The following is a 24,539-nucleotide window of genomic DNA, read 5'->3' as shown; positions in this document are numbered from 1 at the left end:
CATAAATACCTCTTCAGACCAAATCGTCTAAATAGAAATACCTATTTAGATGATATGGCCAGAACAGGGATATAACAGAAAATATATAATCGCATAATGATGACACGAAATCGTTCATTATTAATGACAGCCCTTCTCCTTGCGGCACTGGTCATTGCGCCTGCGGCGGCGGGCGATGTAATGGAAAGAGTTGAGACGGGTGAGATTATCGTCATACCTTCCGTTGACAAGTACAATCCCGATCTTCCGGGTTCAAGAGTACTAAATCAGATCACCATAGGGAGAGATGATCGTCTATTCGAGATATGTATGGCCCTTTACATCAAAAATTGACGTCACATTGACCTGGAATGAACACTTTGGAGATCTTGAATTGTATGTTTACAAACCGGATGGAAACTATGTCGGACACTACACCGACCTGTACGATAGTTCAGTTCGTCATAAGCAGTGACCACAATACCATGGTGGGCCAGATTTGTAACAGAATTTTCAATTGGAGTTTCTTTTGTGAGTTTTATCTCCATTATTGATTCTTTATCAGCATTTTTTTATAATTGAGAAAACAAATTTGAATTTAAAGCCATTTAAAATATAATTCACTCGCCCGCGTAACGATATTTTGGTCAAAATAATGTGGGGTTTGTGGATTTACTGTCGGATGTCAGTTCAATAGAAGTCATAATATAATTCATACAGCTCATTTACTCCTACATCTACTGTCACCGGGATTCTTCCGGAATTATTGATATTCACGCTCTCATTTATTGAGTAGATGTACTCTGATGAACCCCTGTCAAACCATGATTCTCCGGTGTCCACTTTTAAGAGTACTTTAATATTAATCATGCTGTCAGTATCGTTTACAGATTTAAGATTATCCGGCACAAATATCTCAGATTGATAATAATATCGCCCGGATTCTTCTTTATCCCCTATAACAACCATTATATCATCCAGATTGGTTGTCAGGGAAGACAGGTATACGGTATTTTGTGCATCGATTTTTATTGGGTCATCAAATCTATAGTAGAAGCTAATCTCATCTTCGATCTCTGTCAGATTGGGTCCTATATGCTGAATTGCAAGCATTTTTTGAGTACTGTTTTGAAAACCTATTACAACCGTATTCCATTCTCCAAATTTTTTATTATTTAATTCATCCAGGGGGAGAAGAGGCCCATTGTTTAACATGGGCAGAGGAACGACAAATTCGTTAATTAATGATCCACTCTTATCTTCAAGCCCTGAAATTGAGATAAAATAAATTGCCTCTCCCGGGGCAGTTGAACCTTTAATATCATGATATAACATGCCAATAAATAGCGAACCAAATAATGCGAAAAGCACCATGTGAATTCCAATAGTGATCCCCCGGTTGTGATCTAGTAATTTTAAGGATAATAGTGTGATTGCAGATGCTGCTAGCAAAATAGATACGATTAAAGCTGCGGCATATAAATTTCCGAATGAAAGCATTTCAAAATGTTCAAATAGCAAATATACTGGCCCTGATGCCAAAAAAAGTGCTAAAATAAAACTATTGAATACTATTATTGATAATAATAAAACCTTACCCAGGCTCATTCCTTTTGCTTTTGAAATAAAACCATCAAACTGCATAATAATCACCGGGTTAAGTCGTTGTTGGAATGGGAGCGCTCGTTGGTTGAGTTTTTGTGCTTTTTAATTGACTCAAATCTTCAACCGCACTCACAACCGGAACGAAAAAATCGCCCCGACACATGCAATTGCCGGTAGCAGGCTCGAGGCCCGCATGTCTTTCCTTAATTTCATTTTATTACCTCTTTACTTTTTACCGCAGGCAGACCAGTCCCCCCCATTCTCAGGTAGCATCAGATCTTAAGAAGATCCATTTCACTCCTTCATATATACCTCTTCAGACCAAATCGTCTAAATAGATTGACCGATTTGGATGATTCAGCCGGAAGAGCATGAGGTCATACAGGTATAATCGCAGAATAATCACAGGAAAAGAATAATTGATGTCTGAAGAAAATTTTCACGATTCTTCCCGTATAAAGTCAGACCGTAATTTTTTGGCAAGCGGTTTATACTGAGGGTTGATTTCAACGGCCTTATCAAGGCACTCTTCGGCCTCATCAGTTCTTTGCAGAATAAATAACGAAAATGCCTTTTCATAATACGGAAATGCATATTCTGGATCAAGCTCAATTGCGATATCATAATATTCCAGTGCTTCTTCATGCCCATGCGTAGCAGCAATATCCATTCCTTTTAATGTCCATTCGAGGGGATTTTCAGGATTTGTCTTGAATTTCTCCCGATCTTCCAGAAATTCTGACTGCCATTTCTGATGGGTTACGTTATCGTCCGTTATTATATGGTTATTTACTAGCGCAGGTATGTAGTCCATACATCCGGCTGACAGGATAATCACTGCCATAATAATTCCAATGATGACGAAATGCTTGTATATTTTGTTCATTTTCCCACTTTCCGCTGGATAGTGTACCTATTTTTCTGTAAAATTGATCGACCTATATTCATACTGGATCATCCATTCTCAATTAATATATATTCTGCTGGCAATCCACTCTCTATTCATATCTATCACAACAGAGACCACTGATCTCAGTAAAGACTCATCATTCGGAAATGCACCAACAACACTGGTTCGTTTTTGAGTTCCTTATTTATTATCTCCACCTCGTTTGTTGTTCTGATTTTATCCAATAAGTATGAATCTTTAAAAATAGGAAGGATTTCTAAATATCCCCCATTTAGGATAGAGTCATTATTCGAGAGTTTGCTACCTCAAAATAAGTTAGTGGAACAAATCCTGGTGGGAATACACCATAAATAGTTCCCACAGTCTGATAATCTCCATCATCTGGACTCCATTCTACGTCACCAGCTTCAACCGTATAGCAATATGTTGCTGCTTCTTCGGCGGATCCTTTCACAACCCAATTCGAATTTGAGTTGGGACGATAATTCAGATATGCTTTTGTTTCCATCTCCGGCATAAGTACAGTTGACGTTTGTTTTGCTTCATAAAACGCTCCATTTAACCCAAGCCAAGAATCATAATTGATATCTACATAGCCACTAATATAGGCAGTTATTTCAAATGTCGTTTTTGAATCAGATTCTTCCTTTATAGCTTTGATATTAAATTCTGATGTCCCTTCTGGGTCGTTCAGATCAGGAATATTTACATCCATATTATCAAATTCTTTTTTCTGATCCTCGGATAAATTTTGGTAAAATTCAGGATCAATATTTTTGAGTATTTCTGATGCTTTTACGCAACTATTTGAATTACTAATAATAAAGTCTCCAGCTTGTAAATTTTCATCCAATTGAACTGAATTAGAGATTTCGACATTATCAGCACTAACCGCCGGAACGAAAATCGCCCCAACAAGGGCAATTACCATCAGCAGGCTCAAGGCCCGCACGTCTTTCCTTAATTTCATTTTTTACCTCTTTATTTTTTACCGCAGGCAGACCGGTCCACCCCCATTTTCAGGTAGCATCAGATCTTCAGAAGATCCATTTCACTCCTTCATATATACCTCTTCAGACCAAATCGTCTAAATAGAAATACCTATTTAGATGATATGGCCAGAACAGGGATATAACAGAAAATATATAATTGCATAATTATGCCATGAAATCGTTCATTTTTAATGACAGCCCTTCTCCTTGCGGCACTGGCCATTGCGCCTGCGGCGGCGGGCGATGTAATGGAAAGAGTTGAGACAGGTGAGATTATCGTCATACCTTCGGTTGACAAGTACAATCCCGATCTTTCAGGTTCAAGAGTAATAAATCAGATCACCCAGGGAGAAACAATCAGACATTTGAGATATGTATGGCCCTTCACGTCAAAAATTGACGTCACATTGACCTGGGATGAACACTTTGGGGATCTTGAATTGTCTGTTATTTCACCGGATGGAGACTTTGTCGGACACTACACCGACCTCTACGATAGTTCGGTAAAGGACGGCGTGATTGACGTTGACATAAAAACATCCTCAGGCTTTCTTCCCATGGGTGACTGGGAACTCAGGGTATATGGGAGAGAGGTTTTTGGATCATCGGTCAGTTACACATTGCTGTAATACCGACAAACTAATTACCTCGTTTTTTATATGATATATTATGAGTCTTAAAGGGACAATCATTACAATCGTAGCTATTGTAATCATTGCCTATGCCCATCAGGCTTCAGTAAATTCGAATATTATTGTCACACCAAGTGCAGACCCCCCTGATCTTACCAGAGAAGATGTGGTGTATGTTGTCGAATGGTGGGAGCTTCCGTTAAAATCTCATATCGTCTCATTTATTGGTATAAATATCCCGATTCTGATACCGTTCGCAAATCTCCTCGCAATACTATCGGGTGCTTTTCTCGGTGTTCGTCAGATTGAAAAGAAAAATATTCTGGAGAATGAACGGAGAACGAAAATATATCAGGAAATACAGAAGAATCCTGGCATAATAGCAACCGAAATGGAGACGGTAACCGGAATTAAACGCAGTTCCCTGCGGCACCATCTGGAAATCCTGGAACGGGAAGGGTTAGTAATTTCCCAAAAAATCACAAAGCAACGCCATTACTTTGAAAATCACCATACATACAGCCCGGAATACCAGCTCGCCAGATCTCTTCTGAACGGTGAGACTACCCGTGATATTTTCAGCTATATAACCGCACATCCCGGCTGCACGCAAAAAGATCTCTCGGCATATGCAAAGGTATCCGGACCCACAATCTCATGGCACATTGATAAACTCCGTTCCGGCAATCTGGTAACAATAGAGAAGGAGAAGAATTTCCATCATTATTTTCCCGGGGAGACGGCTGAATATTTTATAAATAATTACTCCAGCGGATAAGCGAAGGTATGAACATATTCTCATTCTGTGACTCAGTTGAGGTCTGAAAACAGATACACAGATCATATGAAAAATCCACCAAGTAGTATTCTGCATGACGGACAGTAGATGTGCAGTTCGTTATCTCTGGTAACTGAGGTGCATGATTCCTGTCATCGGGGTAAACGCCCGCCATACGGTTAAGTAACGCATAAATAGTTCCTGAAATGACACCTTCCCCAACAAAACATGTCCACACAGAAGCCCGGAGACGGGCGATCTCGACCGGAGACAACCCATAGATCCTACGAAAATATCTGCCAATTGCGACCCAACATTAATCCTTAATTTCCCGTTATTTTAGCAAATAAAAGACAATACTGCCTCATTATTCCAGACATATATCCAGAACACTAAATACTTCCATTCTGACCTCCGATTCCCCACTACTGGGGTTTAAAAAGAGAGTATAGAGGATAAACAAAGTGGCAAAAATGGAGCGGGAGGGATGACCCCGTTACATCTCCGCCGGTTTTGATTCATTCTTCAGCGTCATGACAATAACGATGATAAACATCAGGATAACAAAACAAGAAACATACAATCCGGTTCCGGTGGCACCTTCGATGATATTATAGATACTTGCAATGATTGCAACAAGACTTCCCGCAAAAATAACAAGTTCTCTTGGAGTATAGGTCATAATCAGGGTTCACACGGAATTTATTTATGCATACTCATACACTACCGTCCCACAATTTTCATCAATAAATTAATATTTATTGAATGGTGCTGAGGTTTTTTTCACCAAATTAACCGTATTGAGGTAACGTATTCGAAGTGTACAGTTATCAGTTGGTGAAAGGGAGTGAAACACATAACCCCTTACCCGTCAATTACCTTACCTGAAAAACGGAGAAACAGACATCATGGACGAAGAGATCATCAGATATGAAAATGTATCCATCGTGTTTGATGAAAAAACAATAATCGATCATTTTTCCCTCACCGTATGCAAAGGTGAGAAGGTCATTCTCAGGGGGCCCTCCGGCTCCGGGAAATCAACTCTTCTGAAGATGGCACAGGGGTATGCAAGACCACATGCCGGCATGGTTTTCTACCGGACGCATGAGATTGATGCGGATACTGCATGGAAGATACGGCAGGAGACCGCGTACATTTCACAGGATACCGATATTGGGGAAGGAAATGTCAGGGAATTAATTGCAGGCGTCTTTGCATACGCGGCAAACAAGAAGGTTCCATACGAAACCTCCCTGAACGAATACCTCACCCTGTTTTCTCTGGATGAGACCATTCTGGATAAAGATTTCCGCTCGCTTTCCGGCGGGGAAAAACAGAGAATAGCGATTATCATCTCACTTCTCTTAGGACGGACGATCTTTTTCCTTGATGAGATCACAGCGGCCCTTGACGGCCTGATGAAGAGCCGAGTGGCAGAGTATTTTCTTTCCCATGATGACTGGACCGTCATTGCCATATCACACGACGATGCCTGGTACCGTGACAATGTCCGTATCATTCCTGTAGGAGGAAACTAACCATGGAGACAGCTGCAATTCCTGTGACAGGCCTCTTCTTTGCAATCATCCTGATTATAATTCCCGTTTTTGTGATGCACAAAACCCACCTCCCTATGGTGCGGGACACCGTCTGGTCCTTCCTTCGGATGTCTGTTCAACTGGGCCTTGCAGGCATTTATCTGACAGTACTCTTTGAATATAACAACCCTCTTCTCAATGTGGTCTGGTTATGTATCATGATCGCCGTTGCAGCATATGAGTCCGTACGCAAACAGGATTTAAACATCAGAAAACTCTACCTGCCAACTGTTGCTGCCTTTGTCATTACGACCACCCTCTTTCTCGTCTATTTCGAGACGCTGATTCTCCAGGATGGCGGGTTGTCTGACGCGAGGTTTTTACTCCCTATCGGTGGAATGCTCCTGGGCAACTCCCTTGGCGGCTCGATCATCGGGGTGTCTCTCTTCTACAATGACCTGCTCAGAAACGAAAACCGGTATATTTCCTGGCTCTCATTCGGTGCACAAAGAACAGAGGCACTCCTCCCGTATTTCAGGACAGCACTCAGGTCCGCACTCATGCCCTCTCTCGGGAATGTCGCTGTTATGGGCATTGTCTTTTTCCCCGGGATGATGACCGGACAGCTGATTGCCGGTCTCTCCCCGATGACCGCTATCACCTATCAGATAGCACTGATGTTTACCATATATGCGTCGAGAACCGTCTGCGTCACGCTTTCCATCGTTCTCACGTCGTACGCAAGCTTCGATGAGTTTGGCATGCTAAATAAAGAGATATTTCTGAGGAAATAAGAAACGGTCTCGGGAGGGACCACTCTCCTCTCTGTTTCCTGACAGATTGGAACGCTCGTAATAGATACTTGTAATCTGACGGATAATCTCTTGTACATCTCTTACATTGTCAAGAATAACGCCATTGCGTAACCTGGGTTTTTGCGCAGCAATCTGCTGCACGAAATTATTGTCTGGGCATTCCTCAGCAAAAGAACGCATATATTTTAGATTCCGGGATGAAATGCTGACAGGAATACATCACAGTGCAAACCCTGACTTCCGCCAGATGGATTTCGTCAAAAAATCATTGATTACATCGCCATAAACGGACTCATGAAGGATACCCGGATACTCATGGAATCGCCATTCACCGATGCCGGAAGTATCTCTGAAATCTTTGATATGACGGACATTATAACCATAAGGAAAATAATCGACGGTATCAACAGAAACGCCGTGGCATAACGAAAAAATGAACTCCATGTTTGCAATATTACAACATCTTTGCATAAAAAAACCGGAAATCTTGCAAAGAAGATTGCTGGTCAAAATGCCTTGTATTGTACAAAAGAAGAAGAGAATAGAATGAGGTGTACAGAGTATACAGGCATTTTGCGTACTTTGCAGGGAACATACAGCACCCCGGAAGACACCGCTCTCAGGCATGGTAATGCCTGTGATCCGCAAAACATTGCAAAGATAACACATTATTCAACGATACGGCCATAAATTGTACATTCAGACCTGTATATTCGAATATAACTTTGCAATCCGGGATTGCAAGATATTGCAGGATATGCAACGTACAACCCAAGACAGGTTCATATGATCCTCTGACATCAGAGATCGTTTTTCAGCCGTAAAAAATAAAAAATAGTATCCCTGTCCTCAGGGAAGGGTCGTTAAAATTTTCTCCCGGTTTAATATCCGGGTCATGAACCCTATCCCTCCCAACAGAAGAATACCCAGAATAAACATCGCTCCCACGACCGGAGCGGACATCACAAATCACTCCTTCCGTCACCAGGCCGTCAAAAACGGAGATCACCGCAATAAACCCAATAATCAGCACGATAGTTATTCCAGAAATGTTAAAATATGGTTGTTTACCAGTGCGGGCTGTTCCATTGAGACCAAATGGCTTGCATTCGGGACCAGTTTTGTTTCGGCGTTCGGTATTAGTCGATTGACCTTTTCAGTTGCAGCGATGGGATCATAAATAATCTCATTTTCGCCGACAATAAAAAGTGTTGGAACATTGATTCTGCTGAGCTCAGCCTCACTGAAGACGTTGGTAAAAATACTTTCCTGAGGGTCAGCATAGCGAAAATGTTTTATCCCACTCGCAAATTGCCTGGAAAACAATTCGTTAGGGTGAAAACCCTTGTTAAAAAAACTCTTAAACGGGTTCGGTTTGAAGGGCACGTAAGGGAGCAGGCGGAGCATTAAGAGCACCAGCCAGCTGAACGGCAGAATGGAAGCTCCAGGTGCAAGAGCGACAATTTTGTTAACTTTATCCGGGAAAAATAAAGAAAAATTGAGCGTATGCCACCCCCCATACGATAATCCGGCAATATTCGTTCTCTTTAAACCCAAACCCTTCATTACCTCGCCCAGCCAGTTCGCGCAATCCTCCCTATCTCTGAGTAACCGGGACTGGTGGCTTTTTCCCGGTTCACCAATGATATCGACAGCATAAACACGATAGGCGCTACTTAAGGCGCTGATGTTTGGGAACCACATCGTTGAACTTACGCCACAGGCATGCAGTACAAGCAGTGATGGCGACCCTTTCGAACCACTCGCGATGACATGGGTAGTTCCGAAGGAGGTTATTATATCAATTTCTTCAAAAGGTACCGGCCACAGTTTCAGAACAGCATCATAAGTTAATTGATACTCGGCTTCACCCTTTGGGCTTTTGAATGAGGATAATTGGCTGGACATCAGAAACCTTTCGGATTTCTTGAAGATGTCATTTGGCAGGATATATAATTTTGGCTTCAGAGACTATTTCTCCAGAGGTAAAAAATAAAAACAGAATCCCCGTCCTCAGGGAAGGGTCGTTACAATCTTCTCCCGGCTTAATATCCGGGTCATGTACCCGATAGCGGCTATCAGAAGAATGCCCAGAAGAAACATCACCCCCACAACCGGAGCGGACATCACAATCAGTCCTTCCGTCACAAGACTGTCGAAAACGGAGATTGCTACAATAAATCCGATAATCACCACGATATTTATTATCTGGTTCTCTCTCATACCCAAAAGCAACTGGACGAACCCTAACATGCCGATGGCACATGCGATATAGACCGGGACAACCATGAGCACAAACAGCATCATGACAACAGAAGGCAATACCAGAACGTCTGCTGCCATGTTTGAAAGAGCCACCAATACTGCCGCAATGAGGAGTGCAACCGCATAGGAGGGCACCATCACGCCAAGAACTTTACCCAGCCAGATGTCTCGCAACGGCAGAGGGGAGCAGAGCAGCGTTTCGATTGTCCCTTCGGTCTTTTCACCCAGGAACGCCTGTGAAGAGAAAAAATATCCGCTAAAGACACCCAGCACCAGCACAAGATACATCATAAGGGAATCAAGTGTTGATACAATACTCCCCGCATCACCCTCGATAACCGACATGATCGCACCAAGGGAGGTCATCCCACCAAAGATGCCCATGAAAATAACGATGCCTATTATCAGAGACCGGTTCTTTGCGATCTGTTTCATCTCTTTTTTTGCGACCACAAGGATTGGATTCATCTGTTACACCTCCTCTCTCATAATTTCAATATAAATATCTTCAAGCGAGCGTCTGTTCTTTACCACCTCTTCGATATTAATCCCGGCACTGCAGAGGAGGGATATGACCGGCGATGCGGATGACCCGGAGAGGGTTATGGAAAATCCGGTTTCGGTCTCGGAAAAATCAGAGACATCAGGTATTGCGGAAACAATGGAAGATGCCTCACATACCTGCGCAGAATCCGAAAGCGTGAATTTCACATTCGTAACACCACGGTTTTTCCGGAGATTTTCCACAGAGTCCAGAGCCTTTATCCTGCCTCCGTGAAGAATGGCCACACGACTGCATATCTTCTGCACTTCATCAAGATTATGGGAACTCAAAAATACCGTCATCGATTCATCTCCCGACAGATGAACGATCAGGTCGCGGACCATCTTCTGTGCTTCCGGATCAAGCGCTGAGGTGGGTTCGTCCAGAAACAGCACCTCCGGGCGGTGCAGAATGGCCCGTGCAATACCCAGCTTCCTCTTCATTCCGGTGGAAAATGTCCCGACCAGTGTGTCCTTTCTTGCGGTTAAGTCGGTAAACTCCAAAAGTTCTGTAATTCGCTCTTCAACATCCAAAATGCCATACAGGTCTGCATAATATTTCAGGTTCTCATATGCGGTGAGTTTATCAAACAGGCCGTTATTCTCCAGTAATACACCGACACGTGCACGGGTATTATCACTGGTTTCAAGGGATTGGCTAAATACCAGGGCACTCCCTGAGTCCGGCCGCAACAGTCCCAAAAGGATCCTCATTGTGGTGGTTTTTCCGGCACCGTTGGGACCCAGAAAGCCAAAAATCTCCCCTCTGAATACATCAAATGTGATGCCGGATATAACCGTATTATTATCAAAGGTTTTTTTCAGACTGGTTACTGAAACAACGTTCTCCATAGTTCACTCCAGTTCAATTGGTATATCCGAAAAAATCGCTGGCATTCTGTTTCTCATGCCGGATTTTTCAAATCCAAAAACTCGAGCACACGACGAATGCACCCATCCATATTCAGGTATTCAAACTCACCAAACCGCCCGACAGGTTCAATCCCCTCCGTCCTGAGATAAGAAAGCACTGTTTTAACATTCTCCTGATATGCAAGGTCATAGACGACATATGCGTATTTCTGCCGCCGGACAGCGGAATAGACAACATCATCAGGCGAATCAAGAATCTCCATCTCAGTGAGCCCCTTCACGGTGTGTGCAATTAATTCCTCATCCGTCATCCGTGAGACGTCATCGCCCTCGTTGAAGGTGATTTCCGCGAGGACTGACGACTGCCCGTCAGGCGCTACTTCTTCAGAGTAGTTGGACGGGAATGAAATACGGTTGAACATGCCCAGTTCCTTCTGGGGCACATAGAGCCACGAATAATCATTGACCGGATGCGATACCCCGATGCAGACAGATGCGAGGGAATTATACCGCAGTGCTGCCGTTGCCTCCGCAACTGACTGCGGCACATCCGAAAGGCACGGCAGGAGCTCCTGAGGAGGAATTGTCGAGATACAGCGATCAGCCGTAATCGTCTCGGTACCGTTTGAGATGACAAATCCATCCTCAGTCTTCTGAATGGACGAGACAGAAAAGCCACACCGGATTTTATCTTCAACGGGTGCTGCAATCGCACGGACTAATGCTTCAATCCCGCCTGTCACCGGATAGGTGAATACCGACTGGTGCGTATAACCCTCGGTTTCAATGCCCACAGCGGATTTGATGATATCCTCCACCGGTGGGCGGGGGATTCGGCCATCCACCCAGTGCAGGGACATCTTCTCTGCCGGGTAATTCCAGATCTTCTCGTTATACGGGATCATATAGAGGTCTGCAATCCCGGCGCCGAAGGTATAGAGAATCCATTCCCGGAAATTTTCCGGAGGCTGCAACTCTCCTTTTTCAAGCGCGATGAGCGTTTTGACATATTCATTGATACAGTAGAACCGGTCTTCGGGAGGGAGTTCGGCAAGGCCGTTTTCAAACGGATACTTGACATAGGCTCCCTTAAAGAAGATCTTGGTATTGCGGTTGCGCTCAGCCTTGTTCTCCTGCAGCACATCACGCATAAACGACTGCACCTCTGCATCACGCGAGAATATGATATGCGACCCACCGTCATCAAAGGTAAATCCATTCGCGGTATGGGAACGGCACAACCCCCCGTATACGCGGTCACGCTCAAGAATGATTACGTCCTCACCCTGTGCGGCAAGGAGCCTGCCAAGTGTGACACCCGTCAGTCCGCCACCGATTATTGCTGTCGTCACAGTCTCAATATTATGCCGTAGAGGAATAAAAAAGGAAGGGAAAATTATTTCGGCTGGATGTATGGTCCGGTCAGTGTGGCATCCAGTACTTCTTCACTGTTTTTCGGTGTCATAAGGCTGAATACAACCATTGCAGCAAGAGAGAGTACCAGTGCGAAGAGACTGAAATGCACCGGCAGCGGTGAAATAAACTTGTGATAATATCCAAAGATACCGGAGCCAATGAGTCCGGCAAGCATACTTGCAATAGCACCGGCCCCATTCGCCCGCCGCCAGTAGAGTGCGGCGAGAAGTGGCACAGCAAAGGTTGCGAGCATTACACCGATTCCCATCCAGATCAGCCATGCAAGCATCTCAGGCGGATTGATTGCAAGGAACAGTGACACTGCGGCTGCAATGACGACACACACCTGACTTACCTTCAACACTTCTCTGTCCGGAGCTGTGGGTTTCAGCAGATTCCGGTAGACATCCCAGGAAAAGAGGGTGCCGATGGTGAGCATCAGCCGATCCGTTGTTGACATGACCGCCGCAAGCACAATCACCGCAAAGAACGCCCATATAAGCATGCTTGGCATAGCATATTCTATCCCGTACATGAACGCAAAGTCCTGTGTGTTCACGGTTGCGGGGAGCAGGAGTTTGCCTTCCTCAACCAGTGCCCGCACGCCAAACCCGGTGAACTTCACCAGAAACATTACAACGGCATAAATCCCAAATGCCACAAGCGGAGACCATTTGAAGAATTTGGTCTCTTTTGCAGCGAGGATGTTATTTATGACATGCGGAGCACAGGCAAGGCCTACCATCAGAAGAATGCCAAACGAGAACAGAAATTCCGGTGTGCAGTAAGCGTATGCCGCATAGGCAGGGGAGGGATAGAACGGCTGCACCATATTCGGATCAATTGATGACAACACCTCGTTGATGTGGGTCAGACCACCTGCCGAGATGATGACGAGTGGCGCCATGATGAGGACACCGACAATGAGGATTATCCCCTGAATGAGCGTGGTCCACGAGACGGCATACATTCCGCCGATAACCGTATAGACGGTGATAATCACAGCTGATATTATGAGCGCTGTCGTGTGGGGAATCTCAAAGAGCCAGACCAGCACAAGACTGATTGCCGTATATTGTCCAACAAGGTAAATCAGGGAGACCACAATCCCTGCGACCGCAGCGAGCCCCCGCACCGTTCGCGGGCTTTCATACCGGTGTGCGAGATAATCCTCGACCGTCATATACCCGGTTTTTTTGGAGACGGCATGGAGTTTCGCGCCGAAGACGATGATGGCAAAGGATGCTGCGAGTGGAACAAAGATCTGTTCCCAGATACCCGGCCATCCCGATGCATACCCAAATCCGCTGACACCAACGAGTGTCATCCCCGAACATACCGATGCCACCATCAGGATCGTGAACACCCAGAATCCAAGCGAACGGCCTGCGAGAATATAATCTTCCGTGTTATGAATCTTCTTTGAAGCCCAGCTTCCGATACCGATGAGCATGATCCCATACAGGGCGATGATGCCAATGGTCAGAATATCAGACATCTGACTCGTCACCCCTGAAATGCAGCCCCCACCAGATAAGGAGACCAAAACAGACTGCAAGCGCACAGGCCACAGACACTAACGTTATTACCGGTAATCCAAACATGTAACTATGCTAGTATGTAGCATGCTAGCATATAACATAATTGCCATTTTTCCGGATCAGGTTGAAAATTTCAGAGAAAAATAGCAAAATATTATTTTTTGGATGATATGGTCTTTGAACCGCGCGGCATAGCGATCTTTCCGGTTCGCACCAGTTCTTTGATGCCATACTGGTGGAGAAGTTTCTCCAGCGCATCAATCTTCCCGGTGTCCCCCGTCACTTCCAGAATGACGGTGCGTGTCCCGACATCGATAATCCGGGCGCGGAAATTATCTGCCAGTTGCATCACTTCAGCACGTGAACTCCCCGGTTCAGCAGCGACTTTAATCAGTGCAATTTCCCGTGCCACATGTTCCGTGTAGGTAATGTCGCTCACTTTAATGACATTGATGAGTTTATTGAGCTGTTTTTTCACCTGCTCGATAATTTCGTCATCTGCAATAACAACGGCAGTAATTCTGCTCATGCCCGGCTCTTCGCAGGTGCCAACGGCAAGACTTTCAATATTAAACCCACGGCGGGTAAATAGACCGGCCACACGCGAAAGGACACCCGGACGATTTTCCACGAGCACGGATATGGTATGTGGCCTCATCTATTCTCCCCCAGTATCATTTCATTGATTGCAGCACCGGCGGGAACCATCGGCATGACATTCTCCTCACGCTCTATTCTGAAGTCAAGAATATACGGCCCATCATGTGCAAGAGATGTCTGTATTGCATCCCCTACATCGGCCGGATCAGTCACACACATTCCCGGCACCCCATACGCCTTTGCAATACCGACAAAATCAACGGACGGCATTTCAGTATAGGAATACCGCCTGTCATAAAACAACTCCTGCCACTGGCGGACCATGCCAAGATACTGGTTGTTTAAGATCATGACCTTTACCGGAATGTTATACTGAACAACCGTAGCAAGTTCCTGAATATTCATCTGGAAACTGCCATCTCCTGCAATATCGATCACCGCTTCATCAGGACAGGCAATACTGGCACCAATCGCAGCAGGAAATCCATACCCCATTGTACCAAGGCCACCGGATGAGATCCACTGGCGTGGACGGGTAAATGAGAAATGCTGTGCGGCCCACATCTGATTCTGGCCTACCTCTGTCACAATGATACCGGCACCATCAAGGATATCGGAAAGGGTCCTGACGACATACTGAGGAGTCAGGATGCTGGTATCCAAAACCTTCTTTTCTCCGGATTGCTGTTTCCATTCGGCGATTCGTCCGTTCCATAGACCCTGAACCGTTTTTTTCGTCAGCTTTTTATTTATCTCTCTGAGCACATGACCGACATCTCCTACAATCGGAAGATCCACAGCCTTATTTTTTCCGATCTCAGCGGGATCAATATCAATATGAATTATCTGTGCATTCGGAGCAAACGACTCAAGTTTTCCGGTCACACGGTCATCAAATCGTGCGCCAATGGCAATGAGGAGGTCACATTCCGTGACCGCATAATTGGCACTCTGTGTCCCGTGCATGCCAAGCATCCCCAGGTTCAACGGATGATGAGACGGAATGGCACCAAGCCCCATCAGGGTGGTCGTGACTGGTATCATCAGGGCCTCTGCGAGACGGATAAGCTCTGCATCACCACCGGATGCAATCACTCCCCCACCGGCATAGATTAGCGGACGCTCAGCACCTGATATCATACCGACAGCCTTTTCAATCTGTTTCGGGTGTCCCCGCACTGTCGGCTGATACCCGCGTATCGAAACCTTCTCCGGCACTGCCTCAGGTTCATTTACAACATCGGTCTGAACATCCTTCGGGACATCAATTAAAACCGGCCCCATTCGACCGGTGCCTGCGATATAGAAGGCTTCATGAACAGTCTTCCCAACATCACGCACATTATTCAACAGATAGCTGTGCTTCGTTATAGGAAGGGTAATTCCGGTGATGTCAGATTCCTGAAATGCATCATTTCCCAGCAGTGTGGTCGGGACCTGTCCGGTGATCGCCACAACCGGTACCGAATCCATGTAGGCAGTGGCAATACCTGTCACAAGGTTGCAGGCACCAGGCCCGGACGTTGCAAGGCAAACACCAACTCTGCCGCTTGCCCGTGCATATCCGTCTGCAGCGTGAATTGCTGCCTGTTCGTGGCGAACAAGGATGTGCCGGAGTGGAGAATCATATAGTTCATCATATATCGGCAAAACAGTGCCGCCGGGGTATCCAAAAATGGTATTCACCCCTTCATGCAGCAGGCTCTCAACTAGTATTTTAGCCCCGGTTTTCATTTATCATCCCTCAATAGTCGATTCATCCCGGCGATTACTGCTTCGACACTCGCGGTGATTATATCAGTCCGGGCGCCACGGGATGTTATTACTTTTCCGTCTTTCCTCAATTTAACTGTTACATCTACCAGTGCATCCGCACCACCAGTTATGGCATCCACATGATAATCTTCCAGACTGATATCCGCAATATCGGAAACAGAACCCTGTAATGCCTTGATCGCGGCATCAACGGGTCCGTTCCCGGTGGCCGCACTGGTTATTTCATTCCCGTTCACCGCCATCGTCACCGACGCGGTCGGGGTAGACCGGTTCCCGGAGACCACCGTATACTGTTGCAGGCGTATCGCCGGTGTGCAGACGAGCTGCAGAACCGTATCTGCGATTGCCATCAGGTCCGCATCGGTGACCCGTTTTCCTTCATCTCCCAGTTGTTTTATCCGCGAAAGAATGGCGGTGAGCTGTTCTGAAGTTACGGTATACCCCAGTTCATTCAGGGACGCCTCAACAGATGCTTTCCCGGAATGTTTACCAAGAACAATTCTTCGGGTTCTTCCAACCATCTCAGGCGGTACCGGTTCATATGTCCGTGCATTTCTGAGCACACCATGTGCATGAATCCCACTTTCATGGGTAAATGCCATGGATCCGACAATGGCCTTGTTCGCCGGCAGATCAATGCCTGTCAGGCGTGCCACCAGTGTTGAAAGCGGATATATCTTCTCCGTCTGAATGCCGGTATCTCTCCCATAGAGGACTTCAAGGGACATTACCACCTCCTCAAAGGGGGTATTGCCTGCACGTTCGCCCAGTCCGTTCACCGTAACATGTGCACATGAGGCACCTGACTTCAATGCGGCGATAGTATTCGGAAGTGCAAATCCGAGATCATTATGGCAGTGGATACTAACAGGCGCAATCTCCGTGAGCGGAGGTATAAATTCAGCGGTTCGTTCCGGTGTCAGAATTCCCACTGTATCACAGAAACAGAGCCGATCGGCACCATGGGCAACACCGTCAGTAAAGAGGTGGGCCAGAAACGCCTGGTCTGCACGGGATGCATCCTCGCCGGAAAGTTCAACAATAAGTCCCCGTTCCTTTGCGTACGTTACGGCAGACATTGCCATTGCATATACCTCATCGCGGGTTTTGCCCATCTTCTCAACAATGTGCAGATCACTCACCGGCACAACGAGGTGTACAGAATCAGCACCAGCGTCCGCTGCAAGATCAATATCATAGGGCAGTGCCCGCACATACGTGCAGCATTCAGTACCAAGCCCGGCATCAGAGATTAATCCGATTGCCGTAAGCTCTCCAACTGACGCAGCGGCAGAACCAGCTTCGATAACATCTATTCCAATATCAGACAGGGCACAGGCAATCTCCAACTTTTGATCAGGAGTCAGCGTTACACCCGGTGTCTGTTCACCATCCCTCAGGGTGGTGTCTAAAAAATGTGGCTTATCGACAAATAAAGCACTCACTCATAGGCTTCTCACCATAAATTATCAATGGCTGGAAAATGATATAACCGTTTGCCTGAAGGAAAAAAGAGAATTAATGTCTGAAATGACGGATTCCTGTGAAAACCATCGCAATATTCAGTCGGTTCGCCGCATCAATCACTTCCTGGTCACGGATGGAACCACCCGGCTGAATGAGTGCTGTCGCACCGGCCTTTGCAGCTTCTTCCAGTGCATCAGGGAACGGGAGGAATGCATCAGATGCAACAGATGTGCCTTCAAGAGAAGAGAGAGCCTTTTCAACAGCAATCTTTGCCGCATCGACACGGCTCATCTGGCCTGCACCAATACCAACGGTGGCTGTTGGGTTGGCGAAAATGATGGTATTGCTCTTTGTGTGCTGACATACCTTCAGTGCCATCTTCATTGACGCATATTCAGTTGCGGTGGGTTCACGCTCGCTTACCACACGCCAGTTATCGGTGATTGAATCAGGTGATACCTGAATGAGGGCACCTCCGTTTATTGACCGCACAGCAGGTTCATTTTCCTTTTCCGGTAGGATCAGAATACGCATATTCTCCTTTCTCTTCATGATTTCGCGTGCGGAATCTGTATATCCGGGCGCAATGACAACCTCAACAAAGGTGGATGCAAGCTCTTCTGCGACATCATCCTCCACCACACGGTTTAAGGCAACAACCGAGCCGTATGCGGAAACAGGGTCAACGTCACGGGCACCTAGGTATGCAGGAAGAAGCGCGTCACCTGTTGCAACTCCACAGGGGTTGTTATGCTTCACAATGACTGCTGCCGGTTCATCAAACTCATGCAGAAGGGCTGTTGCGGCATCAGCGTCAAGATAATTGTTATAGGACATCTGTTTGCCCTGAAGCGGTATCTGCACGGCAATACCACTCTTGCCATATACTGCTGCCTTCTGGTGGGGATTCTCACCATAGCGGAGTTCACGGCCGTTTGTGAGCTGGAATGAATATATCTCCGGGAATTCACGGTCGATACTGTACAGATAATTTGAGATAGCCGCATCGTACGATGCGGTGCGTGCAAAGACTTTGCGGGCAAGATGCAGACGGTCTTCTTCTGAAAGTCCGCCCTCCTTTATATCATCCATCACCGCCTGATAATCAGATGGATCAATGACAACCGCAACATCGTGGAAATTCTTGGCTGCAGAACGGATCATCGCAGGGCCGCCAATATCGATGAATTCGATCAGTTCAGGGAGAGAAAGGTCTTTTTTTGCCATCTCTTCAAAGGGATAGAGGTTCACGACAAGGAGATCAATCGGTCCGATTCCCTGTTCTTCCATCACCTGATCATCCTTTCCTCTCCGGCCGAGAAGGCCCCCATGAATCTTTGGATGAAGAGTCTTCACACGTCCATCCATCATTTCAGGGGATCCGGTATATTCTGATACTTCCGTAAAAGGAATTCCTGCTTCTGCAAGGACCTTTCCAGTCCCTCCCGAACTCAGAATTGCAATATTGGATTCAGACAGGAAACGAGCCAGTTCAACAATTCCGGTCTTGTCCCACACAGAGAGAAGTGCAGTCTTCATGCGCATACTATCAGCGTGAGATATTATGAATCTAATGAACAGACTATGCAGTGGTAACACGTATTTTTGCGTTAGAACAACACATACTATACCAATATATGAGAAAACCTGCCAGAGAAACAGTCAGAGAACCACCATTTCGGGAAAGCCTGTTCTGGTGCCCGGAGTGCAATGTCCCCCTTGTTGCATCGACCTGCGGGTGCAAAACACCAGGGTATGAAATACCCCTTACAAAACCGTATGATGTACGTCCTGCACTGGAGCATGACAGAAATATCATCAAGGAATACCTGAAAAACCGATTTGGTATTGAAACCATTCCTAAATTTCTTCTCTTAAATAAATCTGGCGGCATCGATCGCACTGACACTATCATCGCAAATGGCGTTGTGTTCAGCCGGCTTACGTTTGATCCCCTTCTGCGGGAATATACCGTGGAACTCACCCCCGATGCACTTCCCTTTGTCATTGATGAAATTTCAAAAGGAATTGTTGACATCACCGATGAGATTGCAGAAAAAGGGAACCGCCACATGGGCGGGAAAAATATTCACTGCAAATCAGACCTTACCGACGGACCGGTTATTGTTCATGCAAACGGACGATACGGTACCGGATGGCTGCGAAACAATGTGGTGAAAGTAAAAAGTCTGGGAAGACCCCGCCACATAGAACTGCCAGACCCGGACAGAGAGCAGGTAATTCGCTGCAACAAACCGCACCTTAAAAATCTGGAACGGCATGCCATACGATTTATCAAATCTCAAAAAGATGTCCGGCCTGAATGCAATGTTGCATTTTCCGGGGGCAAAGATAGTGTCGTTGTTCGCGAACTTGCCCGAAAGGCAGGTGTCACTGACTGCTACTATGTCGATACCGGACTGGAATTTCCGGAAACAACAGCATTTGTTGATTCACTTGGAATCCCATTGATTCTCCACGGTCAGGATTTCCAGGAAGGACTCAGGAAAAACGGGATCCCTGCAAAAGATCACCGCTGGTGCTGCGAATACCTGAAACTGGAACCCGTACGCATGTGGAGAGAAACAAAAGGTGATTGTGTCACCGTCCAGGGGAACCGCTGGTATGAATCATTTGCACGGGCAGGACTCCCCGGAGTTGCGGTTAATCCCTATTACTCCGGCCAGCTGAACATTTCCCCCATCCGGGGATGGAGAGCATTAGAAGTATTTTTGTATATCTGGTGGCGTGAGCTTGCGGTAAATCCATTATACGAACGGGGTTTTGAGCGCGTTGGCTGTTGGATGTGCCCTGCGATGCTTGAATCAGAATATGAAATTACGAAAGAACTTCACCCGGAAAAAATTGCTGAATGGGAGAAAATTATCGGCAGGCATGCGAAAAAAGAGCATATTTCTGATGCTGCAATGCAATGTGGATGGTGGCGGTGGAAGAGCCCGCCCCCTAAAATGGTTACTCTGATGAAAGAGAGAGGAATTCAAATAAAAGTGCAAAAATCAATAAAAAATAAAAAAAGGCACTAAATACACGTTTTTTTTTAAATCCAACCAAATATACACCGATTCATTGTTGTTTTAAGCACAAAATATATATAGAACCACTAACCATAAATTAGGTATATCGATCATACAATGCCACAATGGCAGGGGAAATCATGACAGATAATCCGGACCTGAAAAATGATGAAACATCTGCACCTTTGGAAGGCACCGAGTCCTCTGATATGGCAGAAAATGACCAGACAGAGCTCACTGATGCTGAACGCCTTGTTGAACTGTACCGGGAATGTGATGAACAAAACAACCGGTATCTTCGGCTTGCTGCTGATTTTGAGAACTACAAAAAACGTGTCTCACGCGAATCAGAAGAGCGCTCAAACCGCGCTGTTGAACACTTTGCACGTGAAGTGCTGGTTGTCGCAGACAACATTGAACGGGCACTAACGGCAGATGAAAGTACCCTTCGCGAAGGTGTCGAACACATTCATAAACTGCTTGAATCAGTCCTGAATCATCATGAAATCACTAAGATCGATTGTCTGAACCTTCCATTTAACCCCGAAACACAGGAAGCAGTGGCATACGTTCCCTCAGACTGTAGTGAAGGAACAGTCATTGATGAAATTGAACCGGGATATTGCAGAAAAGGAAAAGTAATTCGCTGCGCCAGAGTCGCAGTGTCACAGGGAAAAACAACAGAGGAATAAAAATATGGCTTCAGAAAAAATTCTTGGAATAGACCTTGGTACTACAAACTCGTGTATGTCAATCATGGAAGGCGGTAAATCTACAGTCATTCCAAATGCAGAAGGTGGACGGACAACACCGTCAGTTGTGGCATTCTCCAAAGACGGAGAACGCCTTGTTGGAAGTGTCGCAAAAAGACAGGCAATCACCAACCCGGAACGCACCATCATATCAATCAAGCGGGACATGGGCTCCACCCGCAAAGTGAAGATCGACGATAAAGAGTACACGCCACAGGAAATTTCAGCAATGATCCTTCAGAAACTGAAGGCTGATGCTGAAGGATACCTGGGAGAGAAAATTACCAAAGCAGTCATCACTGTCCCTGCATACTTCAATGATGCACAGCGTCAGGCCACCAAAGACGCAGGAAAAATTGCGGGTCTTGAAGTGATGCGTATCATCAATGAACCAACCGCAAGTGCTCTTGCATATGGCGTTGACAAAGAAGAAGAAGCAACTGTCCTTGTCTATGACCTTGGCGGCGGTACATTCGATGTTTCTGTGATGACTCTTGGTGACGGTGTCTTTGAAGTACAGGCTACCGCAGGAGATAACCATCTTGGTGGTGACGACTTTGATCAGTGTGTCATCAACTACCTTGTCGATGAATTTAAGAAACAGGAAGGTATTGACCTGACAAAGGACCCGATGGCTATGCAGCGTCTCCGCGATGCAGCAGAAAACGCCAAAAAAGAGCTTTCGACAGTCCAGAAGACCAATATCAATCTGCCATACATCACGACAGATGCATCCGGACCAAAATTCCTTGACATCGACCTCACCCGTGCAAAGTTCGAACAGTTGATCGGCTCTCTTGTAGAGAAGACTCTTGGCCCAGTCAGACAGGCACTTGACGATTCCGGTATTAAGGCAAGCGAAATCGATCACGTCCTCCTCGTAGGCGGATCCACCCGTGTGCCAATGGTACAGGAAAAGATCAAAGAGATCCTGAAAAAGGATGCAGACAAGGGAATCAATCCGGATGAATGTGTTGCACTCGGTGCTGCAATTCAGGGTGGTGTCCTGACCGGTGAAGCAAAGGATGTTGTGCTGCTTGATGTCACACCGCTTACCCTTTCCATTGAGACCATGGGCGGAATCGCCACAAAACTCATCGAACGAAACACCACCATCCCGACACGAAAGAGCCAGATCTTTACCACTGCAGCAGACAATCAGACCAGTGTCGAAATTCATGTTGTGCAGGGTGAACGTGCACTTGCGAAAGACAACTTTACCCTTGGGAAATTCCAGCTGACCGGCATTCCACCCGCACCCCGTGGCATCCCGCAAATTGAGGTCTCATTCGATATCGATGCAAATGGTATCATCAATGTGTCCGCAAAAGACCTGGGAAGCGGAAACGAACAGGCCATCACCATATCCGGTGACAAGCATCTCTCGGACGAAGAAATAGAGGAAATGGTCAACAAATCCAAAGAGTTTGAAGAAGAGGACAGGAAGAAACGCGAAGAAATTGAGATTCGCAATAATGCAGATACTGCTGTCTTCTCCTCCGAGAAACTGCTGAAGGATTCTGCAGACAAGATCACCGAGGATGAGAAGAAATCCATTGAAGAAGCTGCAGAGAAGGTAAAAGCGGCGCTTGAAGGTGATGACTCCGAGACTATCAAGACAGAAACAGAGGCACTCACGGAAGCGGTATATGCAGTTACTGTCCGGCTGTATCAGGAAGCTGCTGCTGAAGCACAGGCTGCAGGCGAAACCGGCGAACCACAGGCATCGGCACAGGACGACGATACCGTTGTCGATGCGGACTATGAAGTACAGGATGAAAAGAAAGAGTGAGCAGGATGTCCGGGAAAAATTACTACGACATCCTTAATATTCCGCGTAATGCCGATGAAAAGGAGATTAAACGAGCATACCGGAGTCTGACAAAGAAATATCACCCGGACATCAACAAGGAAGAGGGCGCAGAGGAAAAATTCAAAGACATCAACGAGGCATACAGCGTTCTTTCCGACTCCCAGAAACGGGCCCAGTATGATCAGCTGGGCCATGATGCCTTCACAAGCGCGTCAAAAGGCTCATATCAGGGCGGCGGGTATGGATCGGGAGGATTTAACGCAGATTTCGGAGGGTTTGGAGATATCTTTGATTCATTCTTTGGCGGTGGTTCCCGGGGACAACGGGGCCCACAGCGCGGATCAGACCTCTTAATGCGTATCCAGATCACCCTGCAGGAGGCAGTCTTTGGTGTTGACAGGGACATCGATGTGATGCACAATGAACCCTGTCCGGCATGTGACGGAACGGGGAGTGAAACCAAAAAGACAAATGTCTGCCCTCGTTGTGGGGGAAGTGGACAGGAACGTCGTGCAAACAATACTCCGTTCGGTCAGTTCGTCAGTATGGCAACCTGTTCACAGTGTGGCGGGTCAGGACGAATCCCTGAAGAACGCTGCAAAAAATGCAATGGCAGCGGTCATTCACGGGTAAAGCGAACAATTACTGTAAATATCCCTGCAGGGATCGACAGTGGCATGCGCCTGAGAATGGAGGGATACGGAGAAGCAGGGGATCCGGGTGCACCGAATGGCGACCTCTTTATCGAGGTGCATGTAACGCCAAATCCCAAATTTACCCGTATCGGAGACAATCTGGAAACCACAACAGAGATATCCCCCGCTCAGGCAGTTATGGGAACATCCATCACAATTACCTCGATTGACGGCAGAAAGATTGATCTGAAAGTACCTGCAGGGGTTCAGTATAATACCGCCCTCAAGATCCCCGGAGAGGGTGTGCGCCGGCGCGGCAGACCTGGGGATCTGCTTGTCAGAATGAAGATTGTCATTCCAAAACATCCCGGATCACAGGAAAAAGAACTCTACGAACAAATCCTAGAACTAGAAGGAAACAAGGAACCAGGGCATGGTTCAAAGGGATTTTTCCAGGATCTGAAAGACAAAATGAAATAACCCGGAACATATCATTTCTCTTTTTTCTTTCCTGCGTTCACTGAAATTCTGTAGAACCGATGTTGCCATTCCTATTCCAAAGAAGTTATCC

The 24,539-nt window shown here is 46.3% G+C and carries 24 protein-coding genes and 1 pseudogene; 10 read left to right on the top strand and 15 right to left on the bottom strand.

The genetic code is table 11. From position 1 onward, the window contains the following. The first annotated feature begins 123 nt into the window (after nucleotides 1-123). The gene (locus OU421_RS11310; RefSeq protein ID WP_268186200.1) at nucleotides 124-333 is read left to right on the top strand and encodes a hypothetical protein; all 210 of its coding nucleotides are present in this window, start codon (nucleotides 124-126) and stop codon (nucleotides 331-333) included. A 336-nt stretch (nucleotides 334-669) separates the two neighbouring features. Here the strand turns inward: OU421_RS11310 and OU421_RS11305 are convergent, their stop codons facing one another. The 4 genes and pseudogenes from OU421_RS11305 to OU421_RS11290 form a co-directional block, all read right to left on the bottom strand. Next, nucleotides 670-1,623 (bottom strand): hypothetical protein, encoded by a 954-nt coding sequence (locus tag OU421_RS11305; protein ID WP_268186199.1) that lies wholly within the window; start codon nucleotides 1,621-1,623, stop codon nucleotides 670-672. Nucleotides 1,624-2,023: 400 nt separating this feature from the next. After that, nucleotides 2,024-2,428, bottom strand: coding sequence for a tetratricopeptide repeat protein (locus OU421_RS11300; protein ID WP_268186197.1), 405 nt, complete (start codon nucleotides 2,426-2,428; stop codon nucleotides 2,024-2,026). Between the two features lie 120 nt (nucleotides 2,429-2,548). Further along, nucleotides 2,549-2,656 (bottom strand): annotated as a pseudogene (locus OU421_RS11295) (hypothetical protein); the annotation flags it as partial. A 109-nt stretch (nucleotides 2,657-2,765) separates the two neighbouring features. Beyond that, nucleotides 2,766-3,464, bottom strand: coding sequence for a hypothetical protein (locus tag OU421_RS11290; protein WP_268186196.1), 699 nt, complete (start codon nucleotides 3,462-3,464; stop codon nucleotides 2,766-2,768). A gap of 213 nt (nucleotides 3,465-3,677) precedes the next feature. On the opposite strand from OU421_RS11290, the gene OU421_RS11285 reads away from it, so the two are divergent. Together OU421_RS11285 and OU421_RS11280 are read left to right on the top strand one after the other, a co-directional pair. After that, nucleotides 3,678-4,115 (top strand): hypothetical protein, encoded by a 438-nt coding sequence (locus OU421_RS11285; protein WP_268186195.1) that lies wholly within the window; start codon nucleotides 3,678-3,680, stop codon nucleotides 4,113-4,115. A 40-nt stretch (nucleotides 4,116-4,155) separates the two neighbouring features. Further along, nucleotides 4,156-4,896, top strand: coding sequence for a winged helix-turn-helix transcriptional regulator (locus OU421_RS11280; RefSeq protein WP_268186194.1), 741 nt, complete (start codon nucleotides 4,156-4,158; stop codon nucleotides 4,894-4,896). Nucleotides 4,897-5,392: 496 nt separating this feature from the next. Here OU421_RS11280 and OU421_RS11275 read toward each other — a convergent pair whose 3' ends face one another. Then, the gene (locus OU421_RS11275) at nucleotides 5,393-5,578 is read right to left on the bottom strand and encodes a hypothetical protein (RefSeq protein ID WP_268186193.1); all 186 of its coding nucleotides are present in this window, start codon (nucleotides 5,576-5,578) and stop codon (nucleotides 5,393-5,395) included. Nucleotides 5,579-5,804: 226 nt separating this feature from the next. Between OU421_RS11275 and OU421_RS11270 the strand changes: the two genes are divergently transcribed. The 3 genes from OU421_RS11270 to OU421_RS11260 all read left to right on the top strand — a co-directional run bounded on the left by OU421_RS11270 (nucleotide 5,805) and on the right by OU421_RS11260 (nucleotide 7,678). Next, complete coding sequence (locus tag OU421_RS11270) at nucleotides 5,805-6,437, top strand: ABC transporter ATP-binding protein (RefSeq protein WP_268186192.1); 633 nt, start codon at nucleotides 5,805-5,807, stop codon at nucleotides 6,435-6,437. 2 nt (nucleotides 6,438-6,439) lie between these two features. Then, the gene (locus tag OU421_RS11265; RefSeq protein ID WP_268186191.1) at nucleotides 6,440-7,231 is read left to right on the top strand and encodes an ABC transporter permease; all 792 of its coding nucleotides are present in this window, start codon (nucleotides 6,440-6,442) and stop codon (nucleotides 7,229-7,231) included. A gap of 315 nt (nucleotides 7,232-7,546) precedes the next feature. Then, complete coding sequence (locus tag OU421_RS11260) at nucleotides 7,547-7,678, top strand: hypothetical protein (protein ID WP_268186190.1); 132 nt, start codon at nucleotides 7,547-7,549, stop codon at nucleotides 7,676-7,678. 388 nt (nucleotides 7,679-8,066) lie between these two features. Here the strand turns inward: OU421_RS11260 and OU421_RS11255 are convergent, their stop codons facing one another. The 10 genes from OU421_RS11255 to purH form a co-directional block, all read right to left on the bottom strand. Further along, entirely contained in the window at nucleotides 8,067-8,285 is a 219-nt protein-coding gene (locus OU421_RS11255; protein ID WP_268186189.1) for a hypothetical protein, read from the bottom strand. A gap of 5 nt (nucleotides 8,286-8,290) precedes the next feature. Next, complete coding sequence (locus OU421_RS11250; protein WP_268186188.1) at nucleotides 8,291-9,160, bottom strand: alpha/beta fold hydrolase; 870 nt, start codon at nucleotides 9,158-9,160, stop codon at nucleotides 8,291-8,293. Nucleotides 9,161-9,265: 105 nt separating this feature from the next. Next, nucleotides 9,266-9,985 carry an ABC transporter permease gene (locus tag OU421_RS11245; RefSeq protein ID WP_268186187.1) on the bottom strand — a complete coding sequence of 240 codons (720 nt, stop codon included), beginning with the start codon at nucleotides 9,983-9,985 and terminating at the stop codon, nucleotides 9,266-9,268. 3 nt (nucleotides 9,986-9,988) lie between these two features. Next, the gene (locus tag OU421_RS11240) at nucleotides 9,989-10,912 is read right to left on the bottom strand and encodes an ABC transporter ATP-binding protein (protein ID WP_268186186.1); all 924 of its coding nucleotides are present in this window, start codon (nucleotides 10,910-10,912) and stop codon (nucleotides 9,989-9,991) included. A 53-nt stretch (nucleotides 10,913-10,965) separates the two neighbouring features. After that, nucleotides 10,966-12,285 (bottom strand): protoporphyrinogen/coproporphyrinogen oxidase, encoded by a 1,320-nt coding sequence (locus tag OU421_RS11235; RefSeq protein WP_268186185.1) that lies wholly within the window; start codon nucleotides 12,283-12,285, stop codon nucleotides 10,966-10,968. Nucleotides 12,286-12,329: 44 nt separating this feature from the next. After that, a complete protein-coding gene (locus OU421_RS11230; protein WP_268186184.1) occupies nucleotides 12,330-13,847 on the bottom strand; it encodes a sodium:solute symporter family protein in 1,518 nt (505 codons plus the stop codon). A 197-nt stretch (nucleotides 13,848-14,044) separates the two neighbouring features. Then, on the bottom strand, nucleotides 14,045-14,548 hold the full coding sequence (ilvN, locus tag OU421_RS11225; protein WP_268186183.1) for an acetolactate synthase small subunit: 504 nt from the start codon (nucleotides 14,546-14,548) through the stop codon (nucleotides 14,045-14,047). After that, nucleotides 14,545-16,224 (bottom strand): biosynthetic-type acetolactate synthase large subunit, encoded by a 1,680-nt coding sequence (gene ilvB / locus OU421_RS11220; protein ID WP_268186182.1) that lies wholly within the window; start codon nucleotides 16,222-16,224, stop codon nucleotides 14,545-14,547. Before ilvB ends, ilvN begins: the two co-directional genes overlap by 4 nt. Next, nucleotides 16,221-17,711, bottom strand: coding sequence for a 2-isopropylmalate synthase (locus OU421_RS11215; protein WP_268186181.1), 1,491 nt, complete (start codon nucleotides 17,709-17,711; stop codon nucleotides 16,221-16,223). The genes ilvB and OU421_RS11215 overlap by 4 nt, the downstream gene beginning before the upstream one ends. A gap of 73 nt (nucleotides 17,712-17,784) precedes the next feature. After that, nucleotides 17,785-19,272, bottom strand: coding sequence for a bifunctional phosphoribosylaminoimidazolecarboxamide formyltransferase/IMP cyclohydrolase (gene purH / locus OU421_RS11210; RefSeq protein WP_268186180.1), 1,488 nt, complete (start codon nucleotides 19,270-19,272; stop codon nucleotides 17,785-17,787). Between the two features lie 98 nt (nucleotides 19,273-19,370). Here purH and OU421_RS11205 point away from each other — a divergent pair, with 98 nt between their 5' ends. The 4 genes from OU421_RS11205 to dnaJ all read left to right on the top strand — a co-directional run bounded on the left by OU421_RS11205 (nucleotide 19,371) and on the right by dnaJ (nucleotide 24,448). Then, on the top strand, nucleotides 19,371-20,777 hold the full coding sequence (locus tag OU421_RS11205) for a phosphoadenosine phosphosulfate reductase domain-containing protein (RefSeq protein ID WP_268186179.1): 1,407 nt from the start codon (nucleotides 19,371-19,373) through the stop codon (nucleotides 20,775-20,777). Nucleotides 20,778-20,908: 131 nt separating this feature from the next. Then, nucleotides 20,909-21,460 carry a nucleotide exchange factor GrpE gene (locus OU421_RS11200; RefSeq protein WP_268186178.1) on the top strand — a complete coding sequence of 184 codons (552 nt, stop codon included), beginning with the start codon at nucleotides 20,909-20,911 and terminating at the stop codon, nucleotides 21,458-21,460. Nucleotides 21,461-21,464: 4 nt separating this feature from the next. Continuing rightward, nucleotides 21,465-23,312 carry a molecular chaperone DnaK gene (gene dnaK / locus OU421_RS11195; RefSeq protein ID WP_268186177.1) on the top strand — a complete coding sequence of 616 codons (1,848 nt, stop codon included), beginning with the start codon at nucleotides 21,465-21,467 and terminating at the stop codon, nucleotides 23,310-23,312. Nucleotides 23,313-23,317: 5 nt separating this feature from the next. Continuing rightward, on the top strand, nucleotides 23,318-24,448 hold the full coding sequence (dnaJ, locus tag OU421_RS11190) for a molecular chaperone DnaJ (protein ID WP_268186176.1): 1,131 nt from the start codon (nucleotides 23,318-23,320) through the stop codon (nucleotides 24,446-24,448). Nucleotides 24,449-24,539 lie beyond the last annotated feature (91 nt).

It is taken from the genome of Methanogenium organophilum, assembly GCF_026684035.1.
In the GTDB taxonomy this organism is placed as follows: Archaea; Halobacteriota; Methanomicrobia; order Methanomicrobiales; family Methanomicrobiaceae; genus Methanogenium; species Methanogenium organophilum.
This window is presented reverse-complemented; position numbering and strand designations above follow the sequence as displayed.